General features: G+C 60.4%; 14 protein-coding genes. 8 read left to right on the plus strand and 6 right to left on the minus strand.

The genetic code is table 11. From position 1 onward, the window contains the following. Together ABRP98_RS10660 and ABRP98_RS10665 are read left to right on the plus strand one after the other, a co-directional pair. Positions 1-938: NAD(P)-binding domain-containing protein (locus tag ABRP98_RS10660; RefSeq protein ID WP_349859169.1), on the plus strand; the 938-nt coding region annotated here is incomplete at its 5' end. Between the two features lie 57 nt (positions 939-995). Next, on the plus strand, positions 996-2,234 hold the full coding sequence (locus ABRP98_RS10665) for an FAD-binding oxidoreductase (RefSeq protein WP_349859170.1): 1,239 nt from the start codon (positions 996-998) through the stop codon (positions 2,232-2,234). Here the strand turns inward: ABRP98_RS10665 and ABRP98_RS10670 are convergent. After that, a complete protein-coding gene (locus tag ABRP98_RS10670; protein ID WP_284852374.1) occupies positions 2,231-3,046 on the minus strand; it encodes a carbon-nitrogen hydrolase family protein in 816 nt (271 codons plus the stop codon). The genes ABRP98_RS10665 and ABRP98_RS10670 overlap by 4 nt on opposite strands. 91 nt (positions 3,047-3,137) lie before the next feature. On the opposite strand from ABRP98_RS10670, the gene ABRP98_RS10675 reads away from it, so the two are divergent. Next, positions 3,138-3,401, plus strand: coding sequence for a hypothetical protein (locus tag ABRP98_RS10675; RefSeq protein WP_349859172.1), 264 nt, complete (start codon positions 3,138-3,140; stop codon positions 3,399-3,401). Next, on the plus strand, positions 3,398-4,576 hold the full coding sequence (locus tag ABRP98_RS10680; RefSeq protein WP_349859174.1) for an alpha/beta hydrolase: 1,179 nt from the start codon (positions 3,398-3,400) through the stop codon (positions 4,574-4,576). Before ABRP98_RS10675 ends, ABRP98_RS10680 begins: the two co-directional genes overlap by 4 nt. 28 nt (positions 4,577-4,604) lie before the next feature. On the opposite strand, the gene exaC is transcribed toward ABRP98_RS10680, so the two are convergent. The 5 genes from exaC to dnaK all read right to left on the minus strand — a co-directional run bounded on the left by exaC (position 4,605) and on the right by dnaK (position 10,977). Further along, the gene (gene exaC / locus ABRP98_RS10685; RefSeq protein ID WP_349859175.1) at positions 4,605-6,125 is read right to left on the minus strand and encodes an acetaldehyde dehydrogenase ExaC; all 1,521 of its coding nucleotides are present in this window, start codon (positions 6,123-6,125) and stop codon (positions 4,605-4,607) included. 412 nt (positions 6,126-6,537) lie between these two features. Next, a complete protein-coding gene (locus tag ABRP98_RS10690; protein ID WP_284770423.1) occupies positions 6,538-7,065 on the minus strand; it encodes a heat shock protein transcriptional repressor HspR in 528 nt (175 codons plus the stop codon). Between the two features lie 20 nt (positions 7,066-7,085). Further along, entirely contained in the window at positions 7,086-8,291 is a 1,206-nt protein-coding gene (dnaJ, locus tag ABRP98_RS10695) for a molecular chaperone DnaJ (RefSeq protein WP_284783087.1), read from the minus strand. Positions 8,292-8,389: 98 nt separating this feature from the next. After that, on the minus strand, positions 8,390-9,112 hold the full coding sequence (gene grpE, locus ABRP98_RS10700; RefSeq protein WP_005279390.1) for a nucleotide exchange factor GrpE: 723 nt from the start codon (positions 9,110-9,112) through the stop codon (positions 8,390-8,392). Then, positions 9,112-10,977: a molecular chaperone DnaK gene (dnaK, locus tag ABRP98_RS10705; RefSeq protein WP_349859176.1), complete on the minus strand. Its 1,866-nt coding sequence runs from the start codon at positions 10,975-10,977 to the stop codon at positions 9,112-9,114. The genes grpE and dnaK overlap by 1 nt, the downstream gene beginning before the upstream one ends. A gap of 467 nt (positions 10,978-11,444) precedes the next feature. Between dnaK and ABRP98_RS10710 the strand changes: the two genes are divergently transcribed. The 4 genes from ABRP98_RS10710 to ABRP98_RS10725 all read left to right on the plus strand — a co-directional run bounded on the left by ABRP98_RS10710 (position 11,445) and on the right by ABRP98_RS10725 (position 13,921). Next, positions 11,445-11,630, plus strand: coding sequence for a hypothetical protein (locus ABRP98_RS10710; RefSeq protein WP_239270008.1), 186 nt, complete (start codon positions 11,445-11,447; stop codon positions 11,628-11,630). 205 nt (positions 11,631-11,835) lie between these two features. Then, entirely contained in the window at positions 11,836-13,014 is a 1,179-nt protein-coding gene (locus tag ABRP98_RS10715) for a sensor histidine kinase (protein WP_349859178.1), read from the plus strand. Positions 13,015-13,106: 92 nt separating this feature from the next. Beyond that, a complete protein-coding gene (locus ABRP98_RS10720) occupies positions 13,107-13,262 on the plus strand; it encodes a hypothetical protein (protein ID WP_023024136.1) in 156 nt (51 codons plus the stop codon). Further along, positions 13,247-13,921: a response regulator transcription factor gene (locus tag ABRP98_RS10725; RefSeq protein WP_284850319.1), complete on the plus strand. Its 675-nt coding sequence runs from the start codon at positions 13,247-13,249 to the stop codon at positions 13,919-13,921. The genes ABRP98_RS10720 and ABRP98_RS10725 overlap by 16 nt, the downstream gene beginning before the upstream one ends. Positions 13,922-13,948 lie beyond the last annotated feature (27 nt).

Raw genomic sequence — 13,948 nt, forward strand, 5'->3', positions numbered from 1 at the left:
CCCCGCTTGCCGATGCCTCCTCCCCCGCCTCCCACGTAGTCGCCGACTACTACGGCGCCTACGAGGACAAGTTCCAACTGCGGCCCTACCGCCCGGCGCGCGTCCGCAGCGTCCGCCCCCTGCCCGGTGGGCCCGGTGCGCGCAATGAACGCGGCGCGTTTCTCGTGACGCTGGAGTCCGGCGAGCAGTTTTCCGCGGACACCATCGTCAACGCCACCGGCACGTGGGATAGGCCGTATATTCCTTATATTCCGGGCATCGGCAGTTTTGGCGGGCGCCAACTGCACACCAAGGACTATTCGGCAGTGGGGGATTTTGCAGGCCAGCACGTGTTGGTCGTCGGCGGTGGGCTATCCGCGGTGCAGTTTCTATTGGAACTTGAGGGCATCACCCAGACCACTTGGGCTACGCGGCGGGCGCCGGATTTTACGAATACGGAGTTCGATAAGCAGTGGGGTTTGGATGTGGAAAAGAAGGTCCGCGAGCGGGTCTTTAGCGGCAATCCACCGGCCTCGGTGGTCTCGACCACCGGGATTCCGCCCTGGCAGGAATATCTGGATGCGGTCGAGCGCGGCGTTTTGGTCTCGCGCGGCATGTTCGATGCCATCGATGCGACCGGTGTGCGGTTTGGCGAGTCTGCGAGCGGTGAGGTGGCCGGGGCATCGGAAAGCGTGGCGGCATGGCAGCCGTATCCGGCGGGCACGCACTTGGCGGTGGACGTCATCTTTTGGAATACCGGTTTCCGCCCGGTGCTGGACCACCTGGCACCGTTGCGCTTGCGCTCGCGCAAGGGCGGGATTGTCATGCGCAACGAGGTCTCGCCTGTGGCGAACCCGCGGGTCTTCCTCGCCGGCTATGGGTCGACCGCCTCGACGGTGGGAGCGACGCGCGCGGGGCGTTTGGCGGCGCGCGAGGTTATCAAGGTGCTGGGTCTGTAGCGCGGGGACGAAAATGCGCGCGCTAAAAGGCAGGCAAGCACACTAGGATGGGAAACCATGTGGGAATTGGGCGAGCACTTCCGGAAGTATGCAGACGACTACCGCAATGCGGTGCATGAGCAGTTTTTCCTCATGGTGCCGGAGGCGCGGCAGGTCTTTTCCCTTTCTATGCAGGACACTCACCGGTCCATGGTGCACGCATTGGCGTGGGTGATTGAACACGCAGAGCCCAGCAGCGCCGGCGCGAAGGCAGGGTCCGGGGTCGGGGCTGCGCTGCCCGAGGACGTACGGGAGAAGATCGCGCAGCTTGGCCGCGATCACCGCAGGCACGGCTTCCCGGCCGAGGTGTATGCGCGGTTCGAGAAGGCGCTCATCAAAGGCCTGCGGGTATTGGCGCTGACGCGGTACCAATACGACTTCGCCTGCGCCGTCATCCACCAGGTCTGCGAGGAGATGGCCACTGCGGCGCGCGAGGCGGACCTGGCCGGGGAGGCGCCGGCGTATTCGGGGCAGGTGGTCGCGGTGGAGCGGCCGACGCGCGAAACCGCGACCATTCGCGTCGAGGCAGGAATGCCCGCCACCTATGAGCCGGGACAGTATTTCCCCGTTACCACCCAGTACCTTCCCGGCCAGTGGCGGATGCTCACCCCCGCGCAGCCAAGCGATGCCACCGGCCAGCTGGTCTTCCACGTCGCCGCGGTGGGCGCGGCCTCGCGGTCGCTTGCGCATACCAAGCCAGGCGATTGGTGGACATTGGGCCGGCCCACCGGCTCCATCTGGCAGGACCTGCGCGCGTTGCGCGGCGGCAGGTTGGTCATCCTGGCCTATGGCACGGGCTGGGCGGCGGCGCGGTGCTTGACGCTGGCGGCGCGCCAAGCCGCGGATGCGGGCGAGGAGGGCCTCGCGAAGAACCTGGCCCTGCAGATTTTTGCCGTTGCGGATAGCCCCGGCGCGCACTATGACACGCACTTCCAGCAGAACCTTGCGGCCCTCTACCCTGATCTCAGCCTGCGCCGCATCATCCGGCAAGAAAACGACCCATGGTTGCTGGGGGCACGACCGCTTGCCGATGCCGCCACCCATACCCTTTCCCCCGACCCGACCGATGTAGTAGTCAACGAGGTCGAGTTATCCACAACCACGCCCACCCACTTCGCCCTCTTCGGCAGCGCCGAGGAGGTGGCGGAAGCTAGGAAGGGGTTGGAGAAAAGGGGCATCGGCAAGCAGCGGATCTTAAGCCACAGCTGGGGCCGCGACCGAGAGTGGCTGCCGGAGGATTATGCGGCGCAGTCTTAATCGGTGAGCTCTAGCACCGGCAGGGAGCGGCGCGTCTTCGCTACTTCTTGCGGGTCGATGTCGGCGTAGAGGATCTCGTCTTCGTAGCCGGCTTCTGCCACGCGCACGCCGTTGGGATCGACGATGGTGGAGTGCCCGATGCCGGTCGGGCCCGAAGGAGAACCGGCCTCAGCGTTGCCGCCTGGGCGGGATTGGCCCGCGGCGAGGATATAGCTGGTGGAATCCAGTGCCCGCGCCGCCGTGAGCAGGCGCCACTGCTCCAGCTTGCCGGGGCCATCTGCCCAGCTGGTGGGCACGACGATGAGCTGCGCACCCTCGCGCGCAAGGTCCTTGAACTGCTCCGGGAAGCGGATATCGTAGCAGACCACGACGCCGACGGTAAGGTCATCGACGTCAAAGGTCACCAAGGACTCCCCGGGCTGCACCGTATCGGATTCGCGGTAGTCAAAGGCATCGTAGGTGTGGATTTTCTCGTAGCCGCCCAGCACGCCTGGGCCTGCGACGAGCGCGGTATTGGATACGCGGTTGATGGTCTTGTCCTCGCTCTCGATGGTATCGGCTGGGCAGAACATGCCGACGACGACGGTGACCTCCAATTCCTCCGCCGCTTCCTGTATCGCGGTGGCGAACGGGCCTTCGAGGTTCTGCGCCTGCTCATCTAGGCGTCCCGAGCGGAAGTTCTGCGAGGTGGCCTCTGGCAGCACGATAAGGCGCGCTCCCGCCGCCGCAGCCTCGCGGATTTTATCCAGGGCGAGTTCTTGGTTTTCCTCGATGCTGCCGGTGGAGGTCAATTGCACTGCTGCTACTTTCATAAATCCCAATTTAGTGCAGCGTCACCTAGTTATCCACAGGTTTACGTTTTTGCCCTCGCGGCTGAAGCCCGCAGCGGCCACGCTTAAAGGCATGAGTTATGTAGATATTCCTGAACACCTTCCCGCACATGTACACACCTTGAGAGCTCGGCCGACTGCGGCGTTGCCGGGGGCCTCATTAAACGTGGCTTCCCGGACATCAGCCGCCCTCCAGCGCGCGGTAGCGCAATGGTCTGAGACGCAGCAGCTTAGCGATGCCACCGTTTCCCAGCACCTGCGCAGCCTTCACGACTTTCTAGATCGCGCCTACGTGCTGGATTCCTCGCTCGCTGCGAGCCTGGGGAGGGCGCGATGAATTTATCCACTGCCCTGCGCCACAGCGCTACGCAGCTTACTACGGATCACTCTGGACTACAGAATCACTATGTGGACTCGCACCACGATTGGCGGTCGCTATCGCTGGGTGGACCCGCGGGCGTGGCGGCGCGCTCCAGTTTGGCGGAGGCCACCGAGTGGCTGAGAAGCCCGCTTGGGGAAATGGAGCGAGTCATCGAGGTGCTTGACCGGCATGCGGACCTGCAGGCCTGGCGCGAGGGAGTGGAGGCGCGAATCATTTCCTTTTTGGGCAAGGTCGATGAGTTTTCTGACCCCGCCGCGCTGGCTGGTGGCGTGCTGCTGCGGGAGGTGCGCGCGCTTGGCGATGCCCTCGACTGGCTCTGCGCCCAAGAAATCGACGCCCTCTGCACGCCCGCCGGGGTGGAACCACCGCAGCGGCTCGAGGATTTTGCCGATCTCCCCCTCGATACCATCCACGAGATTAACCTCCCCCAGGCCAGCGACCGCGTGGCGCAGCTTGCCGCGGATAACCCCGATATGCGCATCGTGGAAACCAGCCCCGGCCGGCTGGTGGCGCTGGTGGATCCGGAGGACTTTCGCACGGAGCCCGCGTCCGTGACCACGTTTGTCGAAGGTGTGCACTCCTCCGACCCCACCACCTGGCAGCGCGCCGTGGACCGTGGCCGTAATATCGCCAAGGCGAGCGGTGGCCCGGCCGCCGTATGGTTGGGCTACCAAGCTCCGTCCAGCCTGCCCCGCGCCGTGCACGCCGATCCCGCGCGGGCGGCGGGGCAGGAGCTGGTGCGGTTTCAGCGGGGCATCGGCAAGCGGTATCCAGGCGCGAAGAGGACGGTGGTGGGCTATTCCTATGGCTCCGTCGTGACCGGATACGCGGCGCGCGAAGAGGACATCGCCTCCGATATCGTGCTCGTGGGCAGCCCCGGCACCAGCGCCCAGCACGCCCGCGAGCTGCACGGCACCGTGTGGGCGGCAACCAATGACAATGACCCCATCGCCATCGCGACGGGGCCACTGAGCGGGATCCACGGCCCGGATCCCACCACCCAGTCCTTTGGCGCTACTCCCCTCCCCGGCGCGGATGGACTGCCCGGGGACCACGGGTCTTATTGGGAGGACCCGCAGTTCCTGCGCGGTTTGGGCACGGTGGCCGCCGGGGAATCGAGCTCGGATTAGCGCAGGCTGTGGGGAGCCGGTTGTGGGTTTAGAAGAGGCCTGCGGGGGCGTCCGAGTACGAGACCAGCATGTTCTTGGTTTCCTGATAGTGGCCGAGCATCATCAAGTGATTCTCACGACCTAAGCCGGATTCCTTGTAGCCGCCGAAGGCGCTGTGTGCTGGGTAGTCGTGGTAGTGGTTGACCCACACGCGGCCGGCCTGAATATCGCGCCCGGCGCGGTAGCAGATGTTTTGCTGGCGCGACCACACGCCGGCGCCCCAGCCGAAGTTGGTGGTATTCGCGATCTCGATGGCCTCGTCGTAGTCCTTGAACGTCGCCACAGAGAGCACCGGCCCGAAGATTTCCTCCTGGAAGATGCGCATCTCGTTGCTGCCTTTAAATACCGTGGGCTCGATGTAATAGCCGTTTTCGAGGCCCTCCACCTTGTTCACGTGACCGCCGATGAGAGTTTCCGCGCCTTCTTCCGGGCCAATCTTGAGGTACTCGGCAATCTTGTCCATCTGCCCCTGGGAGGCCTGGGCGCCCATCATGGTTTCGGTATCCAACGGGTGGCCGATCTTGATCTTTTTGACGCGTTCGATGGCGAGCTCCAAGAACTTATCGGCAATATCCTCATGGACCAGGGCGCGCGATGGGCAGGTGCAGACCTCGCCCTGGTTGAGGGCGAACATGACGAATCCTTCGACGCACTTTTCCAGGTAGGAGTCATCTTCATCCATGATGTCCTTGAAGAAGATGGACGGCGATTTACCGCCGAGCTCCAGGGTGACCGGGATGACCTTGTCCGCGGCCGCCTTATTGATGAGCTTGCCCACTGGGGTGGAGCCGGTAAACGCAATCTTGGCGATGCGGTCCGAACCCGACAGTGCCGCACCGGCTTCCTCGCCCACGCCGTTGACGATGTTGAGTACGCCATCCGGGAGAAGGTCGCCGATGATGTCCATAAGCAAGAGGATGGATGCCGGCGTTTGCTCCGCAGGCTTGAGCACGATGCAGTTACCAGCGGCTAGGGCCGGTGCGATTTTCCAAGACGCCATGAGCAGCGGAAAGTTCCACGGGATGATTTGGCCGACCACGCCGAGCGGCTCGTGGAAGTGGTAGGCCACGGTGTCTTCGCTGATCTGGGACAGGCGGCCCTCTTGCGCGCGGATGGCGCCCGCGAAGTAGCGGAAGTGGTCAACGGCCAGTGGGATATCGGCGGCCAAGGTCTCGCGGACGGCCTTGCCGTTTTCCCAGGTTTCCGCGACGGCGATCTTTTCCAGGTTCTCTTCAATCCGGTCCGCGATGCGGTGCAACAAGAGTGCGCGCTCTGCTGGAGTTGTCTTGCCAAAGGTTGCAAACGCCTTTTCCGCGGCATCGATGGCCGTATTGATGTCGGCTTCCTTGCCGCGAGCCACCTGACAAAATACTTCACCGGTCACGGGGCTGATGTTGTCCATGTATTCGCCATCGACTGGCGGTACCCACTTGCCGCCGATGTAGTTGTCATAGCGGTCGCGGTAGTTGACGATGGCCCCTTCGGTTCCGGGTGCTGCGTACAAAGTCATGATGGTGGTGTCCTCTCGTGCAGAAATTTCGACTGTGGGGTTTGCCGTGTTTGGCGCGTGCCACTACAGGTGTTCTACTGTGTTGTACCTCACCTGCTTTCCCGTCATAGTAATGCACTTTTTTGCATTTCGCACTAAATAGGGGTGGGAAATTAACATTTCTTCACAGACCAAAGTCTGGTTGTGCGGGTGCACCAGCGTCCGGGTGAGGGTGCAGCGGCCTGCGAGAGGGCGCGGGAACGGTAGGGGCCGATGGATCCCGAGAGGTCACCGCGTGTGAACCGAGAGAGCGAGGGACTCTTGGGCAGCAATAAACCCTCCATACCCGTGCGGGCGCTAGGCCGCGGCAAAGGTTTGGAGGGTTTAAATTGAGGTTTCTCGTCCGCAGGACGAATTAGGCGGTTTAGCTGGTTTAGCCGCTGCCGTTTCGGCGGTTGCGCTTGCGATCGCGCGCGGTGCGCGGGCTCCACATCACTACGGAGGTAGACCGCGGAACGTGGACGAGCTCACCGCTGCGTTGGGAACGCCCCGGGACCTGCGAGCCTTGCGGACCTTGCGCGCCGCGGGTGTACTGCCCCTGTGCTTGGGGGTGTTGTGCCCCCGAGCGCTGCCCGGCAGCAAGCTGATCGCGGAGGGCACGGACTTCATCGGCAAGCGCATCGCGCTCGGCCTCTAGCTGGTCGCGTTCTTCGGTTAGCTCGATGATGGATTTGATGCCGGCGAGATTGACTCCATCGTCTTGCGACAGCGCCTGAATCTTGCGGAGCAATTCAATATCGCGATCCGAATAACGGCGGCCCCCGCCGCGGGTGCGGGCCGGGGAGACCAAACCCATGCGGTCATAGGTGCGCAGGGTTTGGGCGTGCATCCCGGAAAGCTCGGCAGCCACGGAAATGACGTAAACGGCGGTGCCGGAGCCTTCTGCCTTTCCTGTACTCATTGTGCAATGCACCTCCTGCCTTAATTGCTCTCCGCGCCGGCCCAGCCCGCGCGGGGATTAAAGCCAGAGTCCTTTTCGGCTTGTGCATAGGTGCGCAGAGCGCTGGAGGCCGCTGCATCGAGCTTGGAAGGCACGGTGACCTGCACGCTCACCAAGAGGTCGCCAGCCTTGCCGGCGCGCTTGGCAATGCCACGCCCACGCACGCGCAAGGTGCGGCCATCCGGGGTACCTGCGGGAATCTTCACGCGGACCGGGCTGTCCAAGGTGGGAACCGTGATGGTGTCACCAAGGGCGAGCTCGGCAAACGAGACAGGGACGGTGATGTGGATATCGTCGCCGTCGCGGGTAAAGACCTTGTCAGGCTTGACGGTAACCGCAACGAAGAGGTCACCGGCCGGGGTGCCATTCGGTCCAGCCTCGCCTTGGCCAGCGATGCGGACCTTTTGGCCGTCAATGACGCCGGCGGGGATACGGACCGTGATATTCCGGGTGCGGTGCACCGTTCCGGAGCCGTTACAGTCTGGGCACGGATCTGGGATGCGGCGGCCCGTGCCATCGCAGTCCTTGCACGGGGCGGAAAAACCGAACGCACCGCGGTTTTCCGAGGTGTACCCGGAGCCATTGCAGGTACCACACGTTGAGGTCTTGCCGGAGGAAGAACCCGAGCCGTGGCACGTGGTGCACGGCGCGTTACCGCTTAAGGCCAGCGGGATGGTGGTTCCCTTGGCGGCCTCGCGGAAATCGAGGGTTATTTCCGTTTCGACGTCGGCCCCCCGCGACGGTTTAGCTGAGTGGCCAGCACTACCGCTGCGGTTGAAAACGCTACCGAAGATATCCCCAAAACCGCCGCCTTGAGACGATCCTCCAGTGGCTCCTCCGAAGAGGTCCGAGAGGTCGAAGTCTTGCGCACCTTGTCCACCCATGTTCGTGGATCGAAACCCGCCGGGAAAGCCGGCGCCTCCGTTCCGTCCGAAGCCACCGCCGTTGCGCAGCATGGCCTTGAACTGGTCGTATTCCTTGCGTTCGGAGGCATCGGAAAGCACATCGTATGCTTCCGCAACCCGCTTGAACCGGTCCGCTGCCGCGGGGTCATCGGGGTGGGTATCGGGGTGGTTTTCGCGGGCAAGCTTGCGGTACGCGCGCTTGATCTCGCTTTGGTCTGCGGACGAGGAGACCCCCAGATCCGCATAATAATCTTTGTCTGCCCATTCGGGTTTAGCGCTCACTGGGCATCTCCTCCTTTCAAGAAGAATCGGTTGTAGTTAGTAAAAAGGGCGCCAGGGGAAGTTGAACCAGTCAGTTCCCAAGGCGCCCATTTCCCGGATTAATCGGCTTGTTCGGTGCCTTCCGAACTGCCGGAATCCTCACCGGGGTCCGCGATGATAACCAGCGCGTTGCGCACCAGCCTCTCACCTACGCGGTAGCCCTGGCGCAGCACGGTGCCAAGCACCTGCTCATCGCCGGAGGACAAATCCTGCACGGCTTCGTGCATCTCTGGGTCGAAGGGTTCACCCTCTTCACCAAAGGCGGTGAGGTTGTGCTGTTCTAGGCCCTTGCGGAGCTTATCCGCAACCGCCTTGAGCGGGCCCTCCAGGTCACCGTGCTGCTTGGCCAAATCGAGGTCATCAAGAACCGGCAGCAAATCACTAATGACCTTTGCCTTCGCGGTCTCGATAACGGATTGGCGATCACGCTCGGTGCGGCGGCGGTAGTTGGTGTATTCCGCATTCAGACGCTGGAGGTCTTCCGTGCGTTCTGCCAACTGCGCTTCCACATCGTTGGTGGCAGCACCAGTGGAGGTGGGCTCATCGCCCTCCGCCTCGGCTTCGACCTCATCGGCGTTGACATCAGCCAGCGCGTCTTCGAGGTCAGCATCAAGGGTGGGATCCAACTTGGCTTCTTCGGAGGCATCAGCCTGCGCGTCGTTGGCAGCCTGTGCTTCCTCGGCCTTTTCGGCGGCAGCCTCAGCGCGGTCAGCCGAGGTAGCCTCCGGATCCGTGTTTTCCGGGTCGCCTGGGTTTTGCGGCATTCCGCTGTCCTGAGTCATTACTTGTCGTCATCCTTGTTGTCGTCGGAGTTCTGCTCGTCTTCGTCCACAACTTCAGCGTCGACCACGTTGGGGTCGCCCTGTGCAGCGCCGGCGTCAGCAGCACCCTCAGCGCCGCCCTCTGCGGCCTGTGCCTCGTAGATCTGCTTGCCCATCTCCTGGGATTCGGTGGACAGCTTCTCTACTGCGGACTTGATGACATCGAGGTCATCGCCCTTCAGCGCCTCGTCCACAGCGTCAGCAGCCTCGGCGACCTTGGTCTTGGTGTCCTCAGAGACCTTGTCCTCGTTGTCCTCCAAGAACTTGCGGGTCTGGTAGGAGGTGGACTCTGCGTTATTGCGCAGCTCCTGCTCCTCGCGACGCTTCTTGTCTTCCTCAGCGTGCTGCTCGGCATCCTTGACCATGCGGTCGATCTCTTCCTGGGAAAGGCCAGAGCCTTCCTGGATCTTGATGGTGTTTTCCTTGCCGGTGCCCTTGTCCTTGGCGGTCACGTGGACGATGCCGTTGGCGTCGATGTCGAAGGTGACCTCAATCTGGGGCACGCCGCGAGGTGCCGGTGCGATGCCGCCGAGCTCGAAGGAACCAAGCAGCTTATTGGCGGTAGCCATCTCGCGCTCACCCTGGAAGACCTGAATCTGCACGGAAGGCTGGTTGTCTTCTGCGGTGGTGAAAGTCTCGGACTTCTTGGTCGGGATGGTGGTGTTGCGCTCGATGAGCTTGGTCATCACGCCGCCCTTGGTTTCAATACCGAGGGAGAGCGGGGTGACATCGAGAAGCAGCACGTCCTTAACCTCACCGCGCAGCACACCTGCCTGGAGGGCAGCACCCACTGCAACGACCTCGTCCGGGTTAACGCCCCTGTTCGGGTCCTTGCTGGTCAGCTCCTTGACCAGGTCAGATACGGCCGGCATACGGGTGGAACCACCGACCAGCACAACGTGGTCGATATCGCCAACGGAAAGGTCAGCATCCTTGATGACCTGGTTGAACGGAGCCTTGGTGCGGTCCAGTAGATCCTGGGTAATCTTCTGGAACTCGGTGCGGGTCAGGGTCTCGTCCAAGAACAGTGGGTTCTTGTCGGAGTCAACGGTGATGTAAGGCAGGTTGATGTTGGCCTGCTGGGAGGAGGACAGCTCAATCTTGGCCTTCTCTGCAGCCTCGCGCAGACGCTGCACGGCGCGCTTGTCCTTGGTCAGGTCAACGCCCTGGGAGCTCTTGAAGCGATCAACCAACCAGTCAACGATGCGCTGGTCCCAGTCATCGCCGCCCAAGGTGTTGTCACCTGCGGTAGCCATAACCTCAACGACGCCATCGCCGATTTCCAGCAAGGACACGTCAAAAGTGCCGCCACCCAAGTCGAAGACCAGGATGGTCTGCTCTTGCTCGCCCTTTTCCAGGCCGTATGCAAGCGCAGCCGCGGTGGGCTCGTTGACGATGCGCAGGACGTTCAGGCCGGCAATCTGGCCAGCTTCCTTGGTGGCCTGACGCTGTGCGTCCTCGAAGTAAGCAGGGACGGTAATAACGGCGTCTGTAACATCCTCGCCCAAGTAGGACTCTGCATCACGCTTCAGCTTCATCAGCGTGCGAGCGGAAATCTCCTGGGAGGTGTAGTTCTTGTCATCAATGTTGACGGTCCAGTCAGTACCAATGTGGCGCTTGACGGAGCGGATGGTACGGTCCACGTTGGTCACGGCCTGGTTCTTGGCGGACTGACCAACCAAGATTTCGCCGTTCTTAGCAAACGCTACAACGGAAGGCGTGGTGCGGGAGCCTTCGGAGTTAGCGATAACGGTGGACTCGCCACCTTCCAGTACGGAAACGACGGAGTTCGTCGTACCCAGGTCAATACCTACTGCGCGTCCCATGGTTCATTCTCCTTTTTATCGAGTGCAGTTAATAAAGTTGATTGTCGGTGACTCAACTTCTCGTTGCGTCCGTGCGCTACTCTAACAGAAGTTGCGAACTCGTTCATAAATTCTTGAGCCCGTGTCACTCAATCTTTATAACCTCCCACACTCAGATTTTATTCCCACCGACTCAACTCTCCTTAAAAACTATCCCCCTTTTCCCAGTTCTTAGCCTCAAACCCGTGCCCCCTTTTACATCAGGCTGGAGCGACCCACCTTTTTAAAAAACAAACTCTGCCACACCCAAAAGCTACCCAAAGGGTCGTAAAAAGGTAGCCAAACGTTACCTCACAAAGGATCCAAAAGAGGCTTGGCAGGCGTATTTAACTCGCACATACTGGAAACCACAGCAGCCACTGATGTGGTTGCTACCCAGAGAGAGATTGATTTGTAGTTTCACTCCGCCAACTCGAAAGGAAACACCGATGCTCGGTACCCTCGTAAACCTCAGCTCCGCCCTCGACTTCGAGGCAATCTTCAAGGCCATCAAGGGCATTGCTGAACTGTCCTCCGAGTCCAACTCCGACTCCGCAGGCCTGTCCTCCGTATTCGAGGGTCTGTCCTCCAAGGACAACGCTGACGCTGCTACCGAAACCGCAGCTAACGCTTAAGTAAACCTTCGCGTTTACACTCCTTCATGAAGACCGACTAAACCCCCGCACTTTTCCACGCAGGTTTTAAACCTCGCACCGGAAGGTGCGGGGTTTAGTTGTTTTCATTTGCTGGTTTCACGCTTCCAGGCCTTAAGCTAGGTGCGAGACGCCACAAGCCCTTTCATAACTATTCAGTCTGAGCACCAAAGAAGCGCATTCCACCGTGACTTTCACCCCACCACCTCCATTTCGCCACCGCCTTCGCGCGGCGATGACCCTACAGCGCACCGCAGCGCTGATCGCCATCATTTGCTTGGCACTTACCCTTTTCGCCGCATTCCTCACCCCAACTAAACACCAGCTTTCAGCCGCAATTGTCGGGTTAATTTTGACGGCCATCACTACATCTGCCTATCGGTACCCGAAGACAATGGCAGTGGGTTTTCTGGCAATTTGGATTATTGCCATCCTTACCGTGGGAATCCCCTACGCCAGTTCCGTCTTCTTAGCCCCAGTATTCCTTGCCGTATTCGCTTTCCGCAGCACCAAATGGCAGTCGATTCTTCTTTGCGTAGTGTTTTGGCTGGTAGGGCTGGTAGATCCTAGTACGTTGCGGCTAGTCCTCAATCCAACACCGGCACTGGTCTGGGGAATTTTCTTGGTCATTAGCACCTTCATCGGCAGCTCACTTGCCCATTCCGCACGGCGCTATAAAACCGCCATGGTGGAGTGGACTAACGATGTCAAGCGCCGACAGTCCGACCTAGCTGAAACCCTGCATAACTCGGTAATTTCCAGCCTTACCGTCAATACCATGCAGCTAGAAGCGCTCAGCTTGGAATACGCCAGCACACCGGAGCTCAGCCGCCGCCTCGATGAATTAAGCGATGCAATGCGCTCGTCGATGTCTGAAATACGCGCTTTAACTAAAGTCTTGCGTTCCAATATTGACGGCATCAACGACGAATTCAGTTTTAAACAAGCCGCACGCCCTACAAGCCTTGCACAGGTACTGGCCTGGGAAGAAGGACAGCTATCAAAGCTCAACCGCACTCCAATTATCAACGTAAGCGGAGAAGATTTTTGCCCCCAGTTTTCCCCCTCTGTTCTTGACTCGGTCGTAGCCATCACCAGGGAGGCTTGCCTCAACGCTGTCAAGTACTCGCCGCCTGGGGCGGAAATTACCGTATCGGCCCAACCGCATTTGGGATGGACGATCCTTACTATCTGCAACCCTATTGCCAAGCCAACGAGCACCACACCGGAGACCTCCTCCGGCATAGGCATTAATTCGATGACGCGCCTCGCAGCAACTATCGATGCCCGGTTTGAAGCCGGTCAGGTCGACGATCACTGGGAGCTCACGCTGGCACTGCCCCCATCTGCGCATGAACAACGTTAGTTTGTTCACCTTCACTGGCAGCGCCACCATCCCTTTACTACACTTACGTATGTTTCTTATAAATCCGGTTTTTATATAAAAGGAGTCTTGCCATGCAGGCTGCTCTCGCTAGCTTTCTCACGCCCCTCATGCTGTCCGCCTCTCTCTTCGGCGCAGACCTCACCCCAGGCGATCTCCCACAAAATAACAAGTACGAGTCTTCGGCAGAGCTCGTCTTTGGCTGCCCAGCCCCATGGTGCTTCAAGTAAAGACTTCGCTGCTCTTAGTCGATGATGATCCACTGGTCATCGAGGCACTCGGCCACTATTTCGCTGCGGCCGAAGATATGGAAATCATCGCCGTCGCAGAAAATGGGAAAGCCGCATTACAGCAGCTAGAACAGCACGATGTCGATGCCGTCATCGCGGATATTCATATGCCGGAGATGGACGGCACAGCGCTGCTGCGCGAGCTAAATGAGCTGCCTAATCCGCCGGTATTCATTGCTATGACCGCAATGGATAATGACGACACCCTAAGGGAAGTCCTATCCAATAAGGCGGCAGCCTATATCCTCAAAAGCTCGAAGCCAGCCTATATCTTGGACACGGTACGCGAGGCCGTCCGCGGTGGCACGGTCGTAGCTCCCCAACCATTAACGCGCTTATTCCAACAAATGCCCGAGTGGAGCGAAAACGATGCTCAATCCCCGTCTGCGGTTTCCGCCCCTGAGCACCATATTTCGCCTGCTCAAGCGCAGATTCTCGATTTAGTGTGCGAGGGAAAATCCAACGAAGAGATCGCAAAAAGCACCCACTATGCTCCGGGAACGGTAAAGAAATACGTGTCTAGCCTGCTAACCGAATTTCACGCCAAGTCTCGTCTTGAACTAGCGGTCAAAGCACTAAAAGCGGGGTACGGCAAATAGCTGCATAGGCGCGAATGGCGCCCGCCC

The sequence above is a fragment of the Corynebacterium sp. KPL2838 genome, from assembly GCF_040225455.1.
In the GTDB taxonomy this organism is placed as follows: domain Bacteria; phylum Actinomycetota; class Actinomycetes; order Mycobacteriales; family Mycobacteriaceae; genus Corynebacterium; species Corynebacterium rhinophilum.